The organism is Pseudomonas sp. HMSC063H08, from assembly GCF_001813645.1.
GTDB lineage: Bacteria > Pseudomonadota > Gammaproteobacteria > Pseudomonadales > Pseudomonadaceae > Pseudomonas > Pseudomonas aeruginosa.
In genome coordinates, this window is record NZ_KV813347.1 from 1 (window position 1) to 15,778 (window position 15,778).

The 15,778-nt window shown below is 64.2% G+C and carries 21 protein-coding genes; all 21 read left to right on the top strand.

All coding sequences use genetic code 11. From position 1 onward, the window contains the following. Positions 1-67: 67 nt before the first annotated feature. Entirely contained in the window at positions 68-679 is a 612-nt protein-coding gene (locus tag HMPREF2924_RS03660; RefSeq protein WP_033940196.1) for a hypothetical protein, read from the top strand. 3 nt (positions 680-682) lie between these two features. Beyond that, positions 683-1,072 (top strand): hypothetical protein, encoded by a 390-nt coding sequence (locus HMPREF2924_RS03665; RefSeq protein ID WP_015975380.1) that lies wholly within the window; start codon positions 683-685, stop codon positions 1,070-1,072. Next, a complete protein-coding gene (locus HMPREF2924_RS03670) occupies positions 1,062-1,370 on the top strand; it encodes a hypothetical protein (protein WP_015975381.1) in 309 nt (102 codons plus the stop codon). Before HMPREF2924_RS03665 ends, HMPREF2924_RS03670 begins: the two co-directional genes overlap by 11 nt. A 5-nt stretch (positions 1,371-1,375) precedes the next feature. Then, positions 1,376-1,948 (top strand): phage protein Gp27 family protein, encoded by a 573-nt coding sequence (locus HMPREF2924_RS03675; protein WP_033940215.1) that lies wholly within the window; start codon positions 1,376-1,378, stop codon positions 1,946-1,948. Then, a complete protein-coding gene (locus HMPREF2924_RS03680) occupies positions 1,948-3,408 on the top strand; it encodes a phage terminase large subunit family protein (RefSeq protein ID WP_033940204.1) in 1,461 nt (486 codons plus the stop codon). The genes HMPREF2924_RS03675 and HMPREF2924_RS03680 overlap by 1 nt, the downstream gene beginning before the upstream one ends. Continuing rightward, positions 3,408-4,886: a DUF935 domain-containing protein gene (locus HMPREF2924_RS03685; RefSeq protein WP_033940206.1), complete on the top strand. Its 1,479-nt coding sequence runs from the start codon at positions 3,408-3,410 to the stop codon at positions 4,884-4,886. The genes HMPREF2924_RS03680 and HMPREF2924_RS03685 overlap by 1 nt, the downstream gene beginning before the upstream one ends. Next, positions 4,886-6,142 carry a phage head morphogenesis protein gene (locus HMPREF2924_RS03690; RefSeq protein WP_023089300.1) on the top strand — a complete coding sequence of 419 codons (1,257 nt, stop codon included), beginning with the start codon at positions 4,886-4,888 and terminating at the stop codon, positions 6,140-6,142. Before HMPREF2924_RS03685 ends, HMPREF2924_RS03690 begins: the two co-directional genes overlap by 1 nt. Positions 6,143-6,265: 123 nt before the next feature. Then, positions 6,266-6,838, top strand: coding sequence for a phage virion morphogenesis protein (locus HMPREF2924_RS03695; protein WP_015975387.1), 573 nt, complete (start codon positions 6,266-6,268; stop codon positions 6,836-6,838). Between the two features lie 289 nt (positions 6,839-7,127). Then, entirely contained in the window at positions 7,128-8,306 is a 1,179-nt protein-coding gene (locus HMPREF2924_RS03700; protein ID WP_083325373.1) for a peptidase, read from the top strand. Positions 8,307-8,309: 3 nt separating this feature from the next. Continuing rightward, positions 8,310-8,702 carry a hypothetical protein gene (locus HMPREF2924_RS03705; protein ID WP_033866812.1) on the top strand — a complete coding sequence of 131 codons (393 nt, stop codon included), beginning with the start codon at positions 8,310-8,312 and terminating at the stop codon, positions 8,700-8,702. Next, positions 8,699-9,628: a hypothetical protein gene (locus HMPREF2924_RS03710; protein ID WP_033940210.1), complete on the top strand. Its 930-nt coding sequence runs from the start codon at positions 8,699-8,701 to the stop codon at positions 9,626-9,628. The genes HMPREF2924_RS03705 and HMPREF2924_RS03710 overlap by 4 nt, the downstream gene beginning before the upstream one ends. A gap of 46 nt (positions 9,629-9,674) precedes the next feature. Further along, positions 9,675-10,310, top strand: coding sequence for a hypothetical protein (locus tag HMPREF2924_RS03715; RefSeq protein ID WP_033940213.1), 636 nt, complete (start codon positions 9,675-9,677; stop codon positions 10,308-10,310). Then, on the top strand, positions 10,310-10,828 hold the full coding sequence (locus tag HMPREF2924_RS03720; protein ID WP_015975393.1) for a gp436 family protein: 519 nt from the start codon (positions 10,310-10,312) through the stop codon (positions 10,826-10,828). The genes HMPREF2924_RS03715 and HMPREF2924_RS03720 overlap by 1 nt, the downstream gene beginning before the upstream one ends. A 1-nt stretch (position 10,829) precedes the next feature. Then, positions 10,830-11,294, top strand: a complete 465-nt coding sequence (locus tag HMPREF2924_RS03725; RefSeq protein WP_033940214.1) for a phage tail terminator protein — start codon at positions 10,830-10,832, stop codon at positions 11,292-11,294. Beyond that, entirely contained in the window at positions 11,291-11,500 is a 210-nt protein-coding gene (locus HMPREF2924_RS03730; protein ID WP_033940216.1) for a DUF7210 family protein, read from the top strand. The genes HMPREF2924_RS03725 and HMPREF2924_RS03730 overlap by 4 nt, the downstream gene beginning before the upstream one ends. A gap of 3 nt (positions 11,501-11,503) precedes the next feature. Beyond that, positions 11,504-12,256, top strand: coding sequence for a phage tail tube protein (locus tag HMPREF2924_RS03735; RefSeq protein ID WP_033940218.1), 753 nt, complete (start codon positions 11,504-11,506; stop codon positions 12,254-12,256). Position 12,257: 1 nt separating this feature from the next. Continuing rightward, on the top strand, positions 12,258-12,764 hold the full coding sequence (locus HMPREF2924_RS03740; protein WP_033940220.1) for a DUF6631 family protein: 507 nt from the start codon (positions 12,258-12,260) through the stop codon (positions 12,762-12,764). After that, positions 12,761-12,913, top strand: a complete 153-nt coding sequence (locus HMPREF2924_RS35780; RefSeq protein WP_162836349.1) for a hypothetical protein — start codon at positions 12,761-12,763, stop codon at positions 12,911-12,913. The genes HMPREF2924_RS03740 and HMPREF2924_RS35780 overlap by 4 nt, the downstream gene beginning before the upstream one ends. Positions 12,914-13,057: 144 nt before the next feature. Next, the gene (locus HMPREF2924_RS33845) at positions 13,058-13,234 is read left to right on the top strand and encodes a Com family DNA-binding transcriptional regulator (RefSeq protein WP_369810413.1); all 177 of its coding nucleotides are present in this window, start codon (positions 13,058-13,060) and stop codon (positions 13,232-13,234) included. Beyond that, positions 13,204-13,998, top strand: coding sequence for a DNA adenine methylase (locus HMPREF2924_RS03745; protein ID WP_021204938.1), 795 nt, complete (start codon positions 13,204-13,206; stop codon positions 13,996-13,998). The genes HMPREF2924_RS33845 and HMPREF2924_RS03745 overlap by 31 nt, the downstream gene beginning before the upstream one ends. Before the next feature lie 80 nt (positions 13,999-14,078). After that, the coding region (locus HMPREF2924_RS03750) for a tape measure protein (RefSeq protein WP_141765520.1) at positions 14,079-15,778 on the top strand (1,700 nt) is incomplete at its 3' end.

The following is a 15,778-nucleotide window of genomic DNA, read 5'->3' on the forward strand; positions in this document are numbered from 1 at the left end:
GAGCGGCATGGTAAGTCCGGTGTGGCTCGGGCGAAACGTAAGGCTCGTAAGTACAAGCGGAGAAATCATGGCCGTCCTTAGCCTCCTACGCACCAGTACGTTCTGGCTCGTGCTGAGCGCGGTGCTGTGCGGCGCAGCCGTAGTGATCCACGGCTCCGCAAGCTACGACCGTGGGTACGCCACCGGCCGGGCCGAGGGTGACGCTGCGCTGCTCAACCTGCAGCTGCAGCACACCAACGAACGCGCCCAGGCCCTTCAGGACGCCCTGGTCCAGTACAAGCAGCAGGTCGCGCGCGCCAACCAGGCCGAGGAGCAACTGCTGCAGGTACAGCAGCAACTGACCGACACCCGACACCAACTCCAGGAGCGAATCGCACATGTATCGACCGCCTACCGAGCGGCACCTGGTGCTGCGCCTATTGCTATCCCTCGCTGTGTCTTCACTCGCGGCTGGGTGCGCGACTTCAACACCGCCCTCGGCGCCGGTTTGCCCGCCGCAGGAGCACGCGCCGATTCCGCCGGCGCTCAAACAGCGACCTGGCCCGCCGCCGGTTCTGACGCCGAGCTACTGGAAAGCGGCGTCACTCCGGCGGACATCCTGGCCTTTGCCCAGGACTACGGGGCCTGGTCTCTTCGCAATCTTGCTCAGCTCAACGCACTACTGGAACAAGGGGAATAGGGAATGAAGGTCGAGCTGGAACTGTGGCAGTTGATCACTCTGCTGCTGACCTTCCTCGGTGCCTGCGCGGGCGGCGGCAAGCTGCTGCTCAACCAGATCCAGAAAAGCCTGGATTCGCGATTCGCAAGCCAAGACCAGGCACGCCTGGCGAACCATGAACAGCTCTCCTACCGGCTGGACGCCATCGAGCAGGCCGCGAGGGAAGAAACCAACCAGTGGCAGCGCGTTGAACGAGAACTGATGAGCCTGAAGGCGGAGCTGCCGATCCAGTACGTCCGCCGCGAGGACTATATCCGCGGCCAGAGCGTGATCGAGGCGAAGCTCGACGGTTTGGCCGTGAAGCTGGAAAACGCGCAGCTGCGCAGTCTGATGGGAGCAAAAAATGCAAATTGACCTGGCCAAGACCCGGCGCGAAGCCCTGCGCTGGCTGATTCTGCTGACCCTGAACAATGCTCGGCCGGTGGGCGCCTACGAGGGGCCGGTCCTCTCGGTCGCACAGAGCGAGTACCCCGACGCCACACCGCTGGAGATCCGCCGCGAGCTGGACTACTTGGCCGACCGTGACCTGGTGACCTTGGTCAAGGAACCATCCGGCAAATGGTTCGCCGATTTAACCCGGTACGGCACTGACGTCGCCGAGTACACCATCGACTGCGAACCCGGCATCGCTCGTCCCAAGAAGTACTGGTGACGACCATGGGGCGGAAATCATCGATCTCCCGGTTACCGGACCAGGTCCGGGCCTACATCGAGGGGCGCCTGGCCGATGGCCGGATGACCCTGGACGAGCTGATCGCGGACCTGCAGGCGCAGTTCCCGACCCGGGCCGAGGCCGGCGAGCTGCCCAGCCGTGCGGCTGTGCATCGATACGGCCAGAAGCTGGAGCGCCGCCTGGCGGCAATTCGTGCCAGCACCGAGGCGGCCAAGCTGATCCGTGCCCAGGCCGGCGACGACCTGGACGCACGCAGCGAGGCGCTGACGGCGATGATCCAGTCCGAGCTGTTCGAGTCGATCATCTCCCTACAGGAGGCTGGTGATGAAGAGATGGACCCGGCCGATCGTGTCGGACTGCTGGCGTCAGCGGCAAAGAACATCGCGACGCTGACGCGCTCCAGCGTCACGCTGAAGAAGTTCCAGGCAGAGGCCGAGGAACGTGCGCGCCAGGCGCTGCTCGCTGAGCAGAAGGCCAAGCTGGATGCGATGCCCAGCAAGGGCGGAGTGACCGAGGCGACCAAGCAAGCGATCCGGGAAGCGCTGGGGATCAACTGATGAAGCGCAAAGGCAATGCCAAGGTCATCCCGGCCAACCCCGATGCGATTTTCCTGCCGTACCAGAGCAGATGGATCACCGATCCGAGCCGCCTGAAGCTCATGCAGAAGTCCCGGCAGATCGGCCTGTCCTGGTCCACCGCCTATGCTGCCGGTGAGCGCACTGCTGCCGAGTCCGCGCGAGTGGATCAATGGGTGAGCAGCCGTGATGACCTGCAGGCGCGCCTGTTCCTTGAAGACTGCAAGATGTGGGCGGGGATCATGAACCAGGCCGCAAAGGATCTGGGCGAGATCGTCATTGACGTGAAGAACAAGATCTCGGCCTACGTCCTGGAGTTCGCCAATGGCCGCCGTATCCACAGTATGTCCAGCAACCCGGACGCGCAGGCCGGCAAGCGCGGCGGACGCATCCTGGACGAGTTTGCCCTGCACCCCGATCCCCGCAAGCTATGGTCGATTGCCTATCCGGGCATCACCTGGGGTGGCGCTATGGAGATCATCTCCACCCACCGGGGCAGTCAGAACTTCTTCAACCAGCTGGTGCGCGAGATCGTAGAGGGCGGCAATCCGAAGAATATCAGCCTGCACACGGTCACCCTGCAGGATGCCCTCAACCAGGGGTTCCTCTTCAAGCTGCAGCAGATGCTGCCGGCCGACGATGAGATCCAGGGCATGGATGAGGCGCAGTACTTCGACTTCATCCGGGCGGGCTGTGCTGACGAGGAGTCTTTCCAGCAGGAGTACATGTGCAATCCGGCCGACGACGACGTGGCCTTCCTGGAGTACGACCTGATTGCCTCCGCGGAATACCCGCAGACCGCTAACTGGCAGCAGACCGAGGGCGGCCGACTGTTCGCAGGCGTCGACATTGGGCGTAAGAAAGACCTGACCGTCCTGTGGATCTTGGAGCTGCTCGGCGATGTGCTCTATACGCGCCACGTCGAGCGTCTGCAGAACATGCGCAAGTCCGCCCAGGAAGCGATCCTCTGGCCCTGGTTCCAGCGCTGTGAGCGCATCTGCATCGACGCCACCGGCCTGGGTATCGGCTGGGCGGACGACGCTCAGGACCAGTTCGGCGAGCATCGTGTCGAAGCTGTGACCTTCACCCCGCGAGTAAAGGAGGCTCTGGCCTACCCAATCCGCGGCGCCATGGAGGACCACAAGGTCCGTATCCCCTATGACCCGAAGATCCGCGCCGCCTTGCGCGAGGTCACCAAGCAGACGACGGTTGCGGGCAACATCCGCTTCACTGCGGAGCGCACTCCTGACGGCCATGCCGACGAGTTCTGGGCGCTGGGTCTGGCGATCCATGCTGCTTCCGGCCTGGTCGACATGCCCATCGACTACCAGTCCGCCGGCACACGGACGCAGCTCAATGACTACGTCTCCACTCCGGGGGGAATCATCGTGCCGCACGGCTTCGGCGCGGTGCGCGGTAATAACGACTTTGGAGGCTATTGATGGAAAAGCCCGCCCTTGGCCGGGAGATCGCCACCAGTGGCGACGGCCGCGACATCACTCGACCCTTTATCTCTGGCCTGCAGGTGCCCAACGATTCGATCCTGCAGCGCCGTGGCGGCAACGACCTGCGGGTGTACGAGGAGATCCTCAGCGATGCTCAGGTGAAAACCGTCTGGGGCCAGCGGCAGTTGGCCGTGGTCAGTCGCGAGTGGAAGGTGGAAGCCGGCGGTGATCGCCCGATCGACCAGGTTGCGGCGGAGCACCTGGAGCAGCAGCTGCAGCGTGTGGGCTGGGACCGCGTCACCAGCAAGATGCTGTTCGGCGTGTTCTACGGTTACGCGGTATCCGAGCTGATCTACGGCCGCGACGACCGCTACATCACCCTGGAAGCGATCAAGGTCCGCAATCGCCGGCGCTTCCGCTACGACCAGGACGGCGGCCTGCGCCTGCTCACCCCCAACAACATGTTCGAGGGGGAGCCGTGCCCTGCACCTTACTTCTGGCATTTCTCGACCGGCGCCGACAACGACGATGAGCCCTATGGGCTGGGCCTGGCTCATTGGCTGTACTGGCCGGTGTTCTTCAAGCGCAACGGCATCAAGTTCTGGCTGATCTTCCTGGACAAGTTCGGTATGCCCACGGCGGTCGGCCGCTATGACGACAAGACCGCCACCCCCGAGGACAAGGCCAAGCTACTGGCGGCCCTGCATGCCATCCAGACCGACTCGGCGATCATCATGCCCGCCGGCATGCAGGCGGAGCTGCTGGAAGCCGGGCGCTCCGGGACCGCCGACTACAAGACCTTGCATGACACGATGGACGCAACCATCGCCAAGGTCGGGCTCGGCCAGGTGGCGAGTACCCAGGGCACCCCCGGCCGTCTGGGCAACGATGATCTGCAGGCCGATGTTCGCCTTGACCTGGTGAAGGCCGACGCGGATCTAATCTGCGAGTCGTTCAACCTCGGCCCGGCCCGTTGGCTGACCGAGTGGAACTTCCCCGGCGCGCAGCCGCCACGGGTGTATCGCGTGATCGAGGAGCCAGAAGACATCACCGCCAAGGCCGAGCGGGATGAAAAGGTGTTCCGCATGTCAGGCTTCAGGCCGACCCGCGGCTACGTACAAGAGACCTATGGGGTCGAAGTTCAGGACGGCTCTGAGTCCACCCAGGCCGAGGCCACGGCGCCGACGCCTTCCACCGAGTTCGCCGAGGGCGATCAGCCGTCCGACCCAGCAGCGGCGATGGCGCCGCAGCTGGCCGAAGCGATGCAGCCTGTCGTCGGCAACTGGACGACCCAACTGCGCACGCTCATCGAGCAGGCAAGCAGCCTGGAAGATCTGCGCGAGCGCCTGCTCGATCTAGCTCCCCAGCTCAGTCTTGATCAATACGCCCAGGCCATGGCCGAGGGGCTGGAGGCAGCTCACCTGGCCGGACGTAATGACGTCCAGGAAGAGCTAGATGGACGGGAGCAGATCTGATGGCCACCCGCGCCGCATACGGCGGACTCTCCTTCCAGGAGCAGATCCGCTTCTTCCAGGCCAAGCATCCGTCGATCGACTACAACGCGATCCGTGGCGCGGCTAACGACCAGTCCTTCGTCAGCGCCGGGGCAAATCGCGCCGACCTGGTGGCGGATCTGCAAGCCATCATCGATCAGGCCATCCGTGACGGCATGACCCTGGCGGAGTTCCGCAAGGACTACGACGCGGTCCTGGACCACTACGAATGGGAGCCGGAGGGTGGCCGAGCCTGGCGGGCGCGAGTGATCTACGAGACGAACCTGCGCACCAGCTATGCCGCTGGACGCTATGCACAGCTGCAAGCGGTCAAGGGCGAGCGACCGTTCTGGATGTACAACCACAGCGATGCCGTCGAACACCCCCGCGAACTGCACCTGGCCTGGGACGGCCTGGTGATCCATGCCGACAATCCCTGGTGGCGAACGCACTATCCACCCAACGGCTGGGGATGTCAGTGCTCAGTCAGCGCCTACGCGGAGGACGAGCTGGCATCGCTGGGCAAGGACGGCCCGGACGAGCCTCCGAGCGGCCGGATGCGTCGGCTGACCTACCGCGGCGAGGTTGTCGAGGTTCCTGAAGGTATCGACCCTGGCTGGGACTACGCGCCAGGACGGAGCAACTTCGAACAGTTGGTCCAGGGCGCGCTGCAGAAGACCACGCCGCTGCCACCCGAACCGGCTGCGAAACTCAACCAGCAACTTCTGCAGAACCGCTCGGTGGCCACCGCCATTCAAACCGACTGGGAGCGCTGGCTCGATAGCGTCGCCAATGACCCGGTCCGTCGTGGCCGCCGGGTCCACGTCGGCACGCTTTCACCGCAGACCGTTGAGGGCATGAGCGCAGCTGGCGTGGAAGCCAGCACGGCGGTCATCAGCGTGGGCGACAGCGATATCCTGCATGTGCTGCGCGACGCGAAAGCCATGGCGACAACCGCGGCAGGACTGCCCAAGGCGTTGTCATTGGCTGAGCTAGCGACCCTGCCGCAGATCCTCGCCCAGCCGCAGGCCGTGCTGCTCGACGCCAAGTCCAACACCCTGATCTACGCGTTTGCTGCACAGCGTCGGGAAGCAGGAAAGATTGCGGTGCTGGTGAACTTCCAGCTCAAAGGGGGCGAGGCGACCAATTCCGTCCGATCTGGATCGCTGATCGACTGGGCGGACGTGGCAAAGGACGTCAAGGCAGGGAAACTGGTGGTGCTGGAGGGAGCGCTGTGAGTGCCCAGGGTGGACGCCACCTCCACCGTACAGGCGCCGAGTAGGCCCCCGAGCCGGAACTGGCGATTTCCCGGCCGCCAAGGCACCCACAACGTCAACTCACTATAACCGATCGGAGGCAGCATGGCAGGCATCACCCTCGAATGGGACGGACGGCGAGCACTGGACGTGCTCAACGCGGGCAGCGCAGCGCTGGGAGATCCGAGCGGGCTTCTGCAGGATATCGGGGAGCTGTTGCTCAACATCCATCGCCGTCGATTCCAGGCCCAGGTATCGCCTGACGGCACGCCTTGGCAGCCCTTGTCGCCGGCCTACCTGCGGCGCAAGCGAAAGAACCGGGACAAGATCCTCACGCTCGACGGCCACCTGCGCAACCTGCTGCGCTACCAGCTGGACGGCAGCGAGCTACTGTTTGGTAGCGATCGTCCCTACGCAGCCATTCATCATTTCGGGGGGACAATCCAGCGCCAGGCACGCAGCAGCACCGTGTACTTCAGGCAGAATGAACGGACAGGCGAGGTCGGCCGGGAGTTCGTGCCCAGAAGGCGCAGCAATTTCGCTCAGGACGTGCAGATCGGCCCCTACACAATCCAGATGCCGGCTCGGCCATGGCTTGGGACTTCTAGCCAAGACGACGACACCATTCTGCAGCGGGTAGAGCGCTATCTGCAGCGCGCGCTCCGCGAACGCGCCTGAAAGGCCCTACACGCGCGAACGCTGGTTTAGTGCTACCGTGGCGCGCCGACAACCCGTATCGACGCCTCTCGAAGCGCCTAGGCCGTTTATAAACACGCTCATCGGGCTTGCCAGGGATCGATGTCGCGTGCTTTCGTAGAAAACAGCCTCAGACACCCCAGTCACCAATTTTCGGTCCGCCGAAAAGCCCCTGCACTCACGCCGCCTCACTCTGGGCGGCATGAAAAAGCCAACCGCCACTCTGCCAATCCTCCCCGCCGGCCGGCACGTCGCTCTCGATGGTCGCCCGGTGGAGTTCACCGAGGCCATCCTGCAGGAGATCGCCGCGACCTACGATCCGGCGCTCAGCGAGGCCCCTCTCGTCATCGGTCACCCCAAGCTCAATGCACCGGCCTACGGCTGGGCGAAGGGCCTGGAGGTGCGCGAGGGCATGCTCTATGCCGAGCCGCACCAGGTAGTCCCCGAGTTCGCAGAAGCCGCGAACCGCAAGATGTACAAGAAGCGCAGCGCTTCGGTGTACCTACCGGACTCACCAGGCAACCCGGTTCCGGGCAAGCACTACTTGCGCCATATCGGCTTCCTCGGTGCCGTGCCGCCGGCCATCAAAGGCATTCCCGATGCTCCCTTGAACTTCGCCGAGGATGACGGCGCCCTGGCCATCGAGTTCGCGGAAGCGCCCTACGCGGTGACGGCTCTGACCGAGATCCTGCGCCGCCTGCGTGACTTCTTCGTCGAGCGCGAAGGCGCCGAACGGGCCGACCAGCTCATCCCACAATGGCAGTTGTCTTCGATCGAGGAGGACGCGCGGCGTGCAGCCACCCACGGCGCCAGTGCCCAGGCGTCGTTCTCCGAACCCGCACCCGCAATAGAAGGCGTCGACGCCGCAGCAGCCTCTGCCGCCGCTGCGGAAGAGCCGCAGGGCACCGTCACCCCATCCGACGGTGCTTCCGCGTCAGCGGCAGAGGCTGACCGGACCTCTCACCCATCACAGCAGGACACGACCATGCCTGACGAAGCTGCGCTCCAGGAGCGCCAACGCCAGCTCGACGAGCGCGAGCAACTGCTGGCCACCCGCGAAGCACAGGTGGCCCAGCAAAAAGCCCAGGAACATCGCAACGAGGTCACCGAGTTCGCCGAAGGCCTGGTCAAGGCCGGCCGACTGTTGCCGCGCCAGAAGGCTCCGGTGATCGAGCTGCTGGTGAGTCTGCCTGCCGAAACCCCCCTGGAGTTCGCCGAGGGCGACGGCCAGGTCACCAAGCCGGCGGCCGAGGTGCTGCGCAGCTTGCTGGCCGAACTGCCCAGGCAGGTGGACTTTTCCGAGAAATCCGGTGACGGCGGCGACCTGAGCTTCGGCAGTGCTCACGCCATTGCAGCGCGAGCGCAGAGCTATCAGGAAGAACAGCGGCAGGCTGGACGCCATATCAGCACGACCGAGGCCGTTACCCACATCACCAAGGGAGCCAAGTAGGCCATGAACATTCCCGGACTCATCACCGCCAAACGTGCCAGCGGCGCCATCGCCGCCCGCCGTATCGTGATCCATGGCAGCTCGGACGGCCTGGCTGCTCAGGCTGCCGGTAGCACTGCGCTGCTGATTGGCATCAGCACCGAGATTCCCGCCACTCCCGACGCGGTCTTCGACGTCATCCGCTCCGACCTGGCGCCGGTCGAGTACGGCGGCAACGTCACCCGCGGTGATGCGCTGACGGCCGACGCCCAGGGGCGAGCGGTTGCCGCGACGCTGCCGCCGGCCGCCACCACTTACATCATCGGCTTCGCTGAACTCAGCGGCGTCGCGGGTGATATCGGTTCCGTCTACATCGCCCCGGCCATTCTGCCGGTAGCCGCAGGAGCAACCCCATGAGCAATGCACCATTTCCCATCGATCCCGAACTGACGGCGATCGCCATCGCCTACCGCAATGGCCGGATGATCGCAGACGAGGTTCTGCCGCGCGTACCGGTCGGCAAGCAGGAATTCAAGTTCTGGAAGTACGACCTCGCCCAGGGCTTCACCGTCCCGGAAACCCTGGTCGGCCGTAAGTCCAAGCCGAACGAGGTGGAGTTCAGTGCCACCGACGAAACTGGCAGCACCGAGGACCACGGCCTGGACGCCCCGGTGCCGCAGGCGGATATCGACAACGCACCGACGAACTACAACCCCCTCGGCCATGCCACCGAGCAGACCACCAACCTGATCCTGCTCGATCGCGAGGCCCGGACCTCCAAGCTGGTCTTCAGCCCCAATAGCTACGCCGCGGGCAACAAGACCACTCTGTCCGGTGCAGATCAGTGGAGTGATCCAACCAGCAACCCGCTGCCGGTGATCACCGATGCGCTGGATGGCGTCATCCTGCGCCCGAACATCGGCGTGCTGGGCCGTCGCACCGCCACCATCCTGCGCCGTCACCCGAAGATCGTGAAGGCATATAACGGCTCCCTCGGCGACGAGGGCATGGTGCCGATGGCCTTCCTGCAGGAGCTGCTGGAACTGGACGCGATCTACATCGGCGAAGCGCGGCTGAACATCGCTCGGCCGGGGCAGAACCCGAACCTGATTCGCGCCTGGGGGCCGCACGCGTCTTTCATCTACCGCGATCGCCTGGCCGACACCCGCAACGGCACCACCTTCGGCCTGACCGCCCAGTGGGGTGATCGCGTGTCCGGTTCGATCGCCGATCCGAACATCGGTCTGCGCGGTGGCCAGCGCGTCCGTGTCGGTGAGTCGGTCAAGGAACTGGTCACCGCACCGGACCTCGGCTTCTTCTTCGAGAACGCCGTCGCGGCTTAATCCTCAACTGGGCGGCCGCTCTGGCCGCCCCTCGGAGTCTGTGTTCATGGCCCGCAAATCCAGTAACGACAAGGACAAAGCGGCTGCACCTGCCGCACCAACCACTACCGGCGCACAGCCGCCGGCGGAGGAGAGCCTGATCGACGGCCAACTGGCCGGCGTTCAACACCAGGACGGCACTGTTGTTCCACGCGCCGAACTGCCGGAAGCGGAACTGCGGCAGATCGGTACCGACCTGGAGATCCAGGACGCCGCCACGCTGCCGGTCGAGCAGCTCGTCGCTGCCATTCAGGCGCAGAAGGTGGTCGTGCCGGCCGGCGATGAAGATGGGGTGGTCAATCCCGAAGCGGCGGAATCGCCTTTGCGGATCGCCGACGAGGCCGGGCGCTACCAGGTGCTGCTCAGCGACGGTTCGCTGGCCTATCTGGAAAATCTGGTCCAGGAGGATCTCGAAGCGCTGGCTGCAGCCTGCTACGAACTGGCGATTCACTCGCGCGGCGGCGAGTTGGGCCGGACTATCGGGGTGGACTGGGCCGCCGGCCTCAAGGACCGCTGGATCGTGCAGCGCGAGCGTCTGGATCATGACGGGGAGACGTACACCCATGGTGATCCGATCTACCTGGATAGCACCCAGGCTGCTCAGTTGCTGCCGTTGGGCGCAATCGAGCGGGAGCGGCCGTAGTGGCCGTGTACATCACGCTGCCGGAGCTGGCCGAACGTCCTGGTGCCGAGGAGTTGTCGCAAGCGGCTACACCTCGGCCTCTCCAAGCGGTCGACAGCGAGCTGCTCGATGCCTTGCTGCGTGGATTGCCGGTAGATCGCTGGACGCCAGAAGAGATCGAAGTCGGCCATGCCACGGTGGAGGTGATCAACAGCGCGGTCAGCGATGCCCAAGGCTACATCGACGGCTTCCTCCAGCGCCGGGGCTACAGTCTGCCACTGGCCAAGCGTTACGGGGTTGTCACCGGGTGGACCAGGGCCATCGCTCGCTACCTGTTGCACCAGGACCGCTTGGGGCCAGGCGCAGAGAAAGACCCCATCGTGCGGGACTATCGCGACGCCCTGAAATTCCTGCAGCTCATCGCCGAGGGCAAGTTCAGCCTCGGGCCGGATGACCCCCTGACCCCGCCAGGCGGTGGGGTTCCGCAGGTACTGGCGCCCGCTCGCACCTTCAGCCACGACACCCTGAAGGACTACTGAGATGGCTGACGGGCTCTGCGCACCTTTCGATCACAACCTGGTGATCGAGCGCTTGCGTGATCAGGTCAAGGTGCTCAAGCACGTGGGCGGCGCCGCCGAACTTGGCACGATCACCCAACTGCGAGATTTCCGCACGCCAGCAGCCTATGTGCTGCTGGCCAAGGAGACTCCCTTACCCAAGCCCGCCGGCCACGCCGGTGGCGCGACCCGGCAGATGGCAACCGTGCACTTCGCCATCACCGTCGCGGTTCGCAACTACCGCGACAACAAAGGCGTCACTGCAGCGGATGATCTGCGCCCCGTACTCGGCGACGTACGCAAGGCCCTGATCGGCTGGACACCGCCCGGCCTGGCAGGCGCTCGCGACTGCCAACTCGTCCAGGGGCAGGTGGTGGATTACGACGCCTCTGTCTTGATCTGGACTGACCTCTATCAGACCCAACATGCCATCGGGAGAACCTCATGAGCACCCCCGCCAAGAAACAGGACGCCACCGCTTCCCCCGCGCCGAAGGAAGAGAAGGTGAAACTCACCGCTCGTCACACGCACGCCGGTACGAAGTACCAAGCCGGCGCCGAAATATACGTCAACACCCTCGACAAGGCTTTCCTGGTACAGCACCAGAAGATCTCGGTCGAAACCCAGGACGCGGCCACCGCCGCCAAGGAGTAAATCATGTCGCTGTTTTCCTTCCAGGGCCGGGTCTGGTCTGGCGAGCGCCTGGCCACCGGCAAACTGAGCCGTCCGGTGTGGGCAGGCAACGTACCGACCTTGACCCTGCAAATGGCTACAGAAAGCTCCAACAAGACGGAATCGTTCTCAGGCGACCGCCTGCAGTACGGTCGCCTACAGCGCGGTAAGACCGCCACCGTCAACATCGTCTTCGATGAGTGGTTGCCGAAGAACATCGCTGCGGCGATCTGGGCCTCGCAGATCGAGTTGGCCGCCGACACAGTGACAGGTGAAGTCCTCGAGGGTGATCTGAAAGCCGGCGACTTCGTGAAGCTGGACGGTCAGTTCGTCTCCTCGGTGGTCCTCACCGACAGTGCCACAACGCCCGCGGAGCTGGTCCTGGGGGCCGACTACCGCATCGAGTCGCCAACGGCCGGCTTGATCGAGCTGCTGAACGTCACCGGCAAGACTCAGCCGTTCAAGGCCGCGTATGCCGCCGAGGCCTCCACCGGTTACACCATGTTCACCTCACCACCGCCGGAGCGCTATATCCTCCTGGACGGTATCAACACCGAGACCCAGGAGCCGGTGATCGTCACCCTGTACCGCTGCAAATTCGACCCGGTCAGCGATCTGGCGCTCATCAATGACGAGTACGGCAATTTCCAGCTCACGGGTAGTGTGCTGTACGACACCCTGAACGCCGCCGACGCCAAGCTGGGTGGTTTCGGTCGCATTGTGCAGAAGGCCGCCTGACATGGGGCGGAAGGTTGAGCGCAAGATCCAGCCCGCCCCGGCCACCGATCCGGGGGCGGATGACCTGCAGATCCTGCATCCCGAACGAACGCTGAAGGTGCAGGGACGAACGGTCACCATGCGCGAGTATGGGTTTGTCGAGGGGCTGAAGCTGCGAGCCACGATACAGCCGTTCCTCGACGATCTGCACGCCATGGTGGTCAATGATCGAGGCTTGCCGCCGCTGGATCGGATCATCGGCGTCCTGGCCGACCACCATTCGCTGGTCGCGCAGCTCATTGCCCAGGCGGCAGATGTCGAGCTGGAATGGATCGAGAAGGGCCTGCGCGCACGGCCTGGCAAGGATCTGATGTACCTCTGGTGGAGCGTCAACGGCCCTTTCTTTGTCGGCGAGGTGATGGACCGGATCGCCACAGATCGCGCCGAGGCAAGCCTCCGCGCTGGGCAGACGTCTACGCATGCCTCATCGCAGGAGGATACGGAACCCCTGCCACCCTCGGTCGAATGACGGAACGGCAGATCCTGCTGCTCCATGAAGCCGAACAGCGTCGCCAGTTGAAGAAACGCGAACAGGCTTTCATCACCATGAACCTGGCATTCGCCGGGGGAGAGGAAGCAAAGCGGCATCTGAAAGAGCTGCAGGATCTGCTGAAGTAAGGAAGGGCACCAGGTGCTGGAGCGGCAACTCCAGTACCTGGTGCCGAACAGGCAACGCAGTGCCAGCCCAGCCAAGGCCCTCCCGCTCACGTGAGCACGGGCGAGCCTAGCAGATTGGAAAAGGTGTTGCCGAGAGTGAAAGACGTGCGATGTGGCGGATGTCACCGCCTGCTGGCCCGCGCGGGCCGTTACGACGAATTGCAGATCAAATGCCCCCGCTGCGGGGCGATTAACCATCTGAGGGCCGAGAGCCTCCTGAACGCGCCATCGAGCGCTTGCCCGGAGACCTCATGTCCGCCCAGCCCATCATCCCCTGGATAGGGGGAAAGCGCCGCCTCGCTGACCGCATCTTCCCGCTTTTCCCACGCCACTCCTGCTATGTCGAGCCTTTCGCAGGTGGGGCGGCACTGTTCTTCCTACGGCCGGTGCCGGCGGATGTGGAAGTGCTCAACGACATCAACGGCGACCTGGTCAACCTGTACCGCGTCGTTCAGCATCATCTGGAAGAGTTCGTCCGCCAGTTCAAATGGGCGCTCAGCTCTCGCCAGGTCTTCAAGTGGCTGCAGGAGACCCGGCCGGAAACGCTGACCGACATCCAGCGCGCCGCGCGCTTTTACTACCTGCAGCAGAGCGCGTTCGGCGGCCGGGTCGATGGCCAGAGCTACGGAACCGCCACCACCTCACCGCCTGGGCTCAACCTGTTGCGCCTGGAAGAAGCACTGTCGGCGGCTCACCTGCGGCTGAGCAATACCTATATCGAGCACCTCAGCTGGCAGGACTGCCTCCGGCGCTATGATCGAGAGCACACCCTCTTTTATATGGACCCGCCGTACTGGGAGACGGAGGGCTATGGCGTGCCATTCGGCTTCGAGCAGTACCAGGAGATGGCAGTGATGCTCCGCCAACTCAAGGGCAAGGCCATCATCAGCCTGAACGACCACCCCGAGATCCGGGAGTGCTTCGCCTCTTTCCACATCGAGTCGACCGACATCACCTACACGGTCGGAGGCGGCCAAGGTTCGGCAGCGCGGGAAGTGCTGATCTTTTCCTGGGATCTATCAGCAGAACCTGCAGGCCTTTTCTGACCTGATTTTCGGCCAGTCGAAAAGCTCCCGGCTCACGCGCGCGCGAGGATTGCGGCACCCCCATTGCCGCAGTCCTCCTCATGGCCAACAAAGAACTCGAACTCGCCCTACGGCTACGCGCCGATCTCGCCCAGGGCAAAGCTGCTCTCGACCAGGTGAGCGAATCCGTGCAAGCGGTGGGCGATAAGGCCGAACAAGCTGGCCGTAAGCTGAGCAGCGTCGGCGAGTCCGCCGATCAGCAGACGGCTCGCATCAGGGCCATGGTGGCGGCCTCGCTGCAACAACAATCGGCCCAGGATGCTGCGGCAGCCAGTACGCAGCGCCTCAATGCTGCTGTGCGAGCGGGGAACACTGCCTGGCGCGATAGCGCTCAAGCGCAGTCCACCGCCATGAACGCCTACCACAATGCCGAGCGTGCTCGCGTCCAGCAGGCGGCGGCCGAGCAACGCGCTGCCGAGGCGGCAGCCAAGGCTGCTGCTGAAACAGCCAAGCAGGATGCGGCCGCACGTAAGTTGCTGGGTGCCATCGATCCGACTCAGCGCTCTCTCGCTCGCCTGGCCGAGCAGGAGCGGCAGTTGACCGAGCATTTCCGGGCGGGCCGTGTTGAGGCCAATGCCTATGCCAGCGCGCTGAACAGGATCAAGGCCCAGCGTGACGTGCTCACTGGAGTGGGTAACGAGGCCAAGGCCTCGACCCTGGCGCTCAATGGCATGGGAGCTGCAATTCGACGGGTCCAGGGGCTGCTGTTCGCCGGCATCGCCGGTTACGGCCTGGCCTCTTTCTCCAAGGAAATCGTCAACACCAACCTGCAGTGGCAGCAGGCGTTGTACACCATGGAGGCAGCTACGGGGTCGGCGGCGAAGGCGAGGCAGGAGCTGGAGTACGTCCGCGAGATCTCCGAACGGCTTGGCCTGGAGCTGCTCAACACCAGCCAAGCCTATTCCCGCCTGGTGGCGGCCGCGAAAGAAACCCCGGAGCTGGGCAGTTCCCTGCGCACGATCTTCGAAGGCGTCGCCTCGGCCACCACTGCGCTGCACCTCACCCGCCAGGAAACCAATGGCATCCTGCTCGCCCTGGAGCAGATGATCAGCAAGGGCAAGGTCCAGACCCAGGAGCTAGTTCTGCAGCTCGGCCAGCGCGTTCCCGGCGCGTTCTCGCTTGCCGCCAAGGCCCTGGGCACCAACACAAAGCAGCTCAGCGAGTGGCTGGAAAAGGGCCTAATTCCGGCGGCCGAGTTTCTGCCGCGGTTCGGCGAGGCCCTGCAGGAGGCCTATGGTCCAGCCTCACAGCAAGCGGCTGGCGGCCTGCAGGCCGAACTCAACCGCCTGCAGAACGCATTCACTGACCTGAAGATCCAGGCTGGCGAGTCGGGGTTCATCGACACCTTCACCCAAGCGGTGCGAGACCTGCGTGATGTGCTGAAAGATCCGGCAGTTGTTGAGGGCCTGAATCTCCTGATCAAGGGCCTGGGTACTGCCATTGGTTATGCGGCCAAGGGAGCTGCAGGCGTCGTCAACGTCACCAAGTTCGTCTCGGAGGAGATTGCGGCGCGCGTAAACGGTCCCGCCGGTGATGACGTACCCCGCTTGGAAGATGCCATCGCTCGGGAAACCGAGTACATGGTGCGGGTCCAGTCCGCGCTTGACGATGCATACGAGAAGAACGACAAGAAGCGCATCCAGCGATACGAAGAGGCACTCAGCAAGGCACAGGCGCAGATCCAGCAATGGCAGGATCAGCGTGACGCTGTGCTGAACGGTGCCGGCCAGGTCGCGGCGCT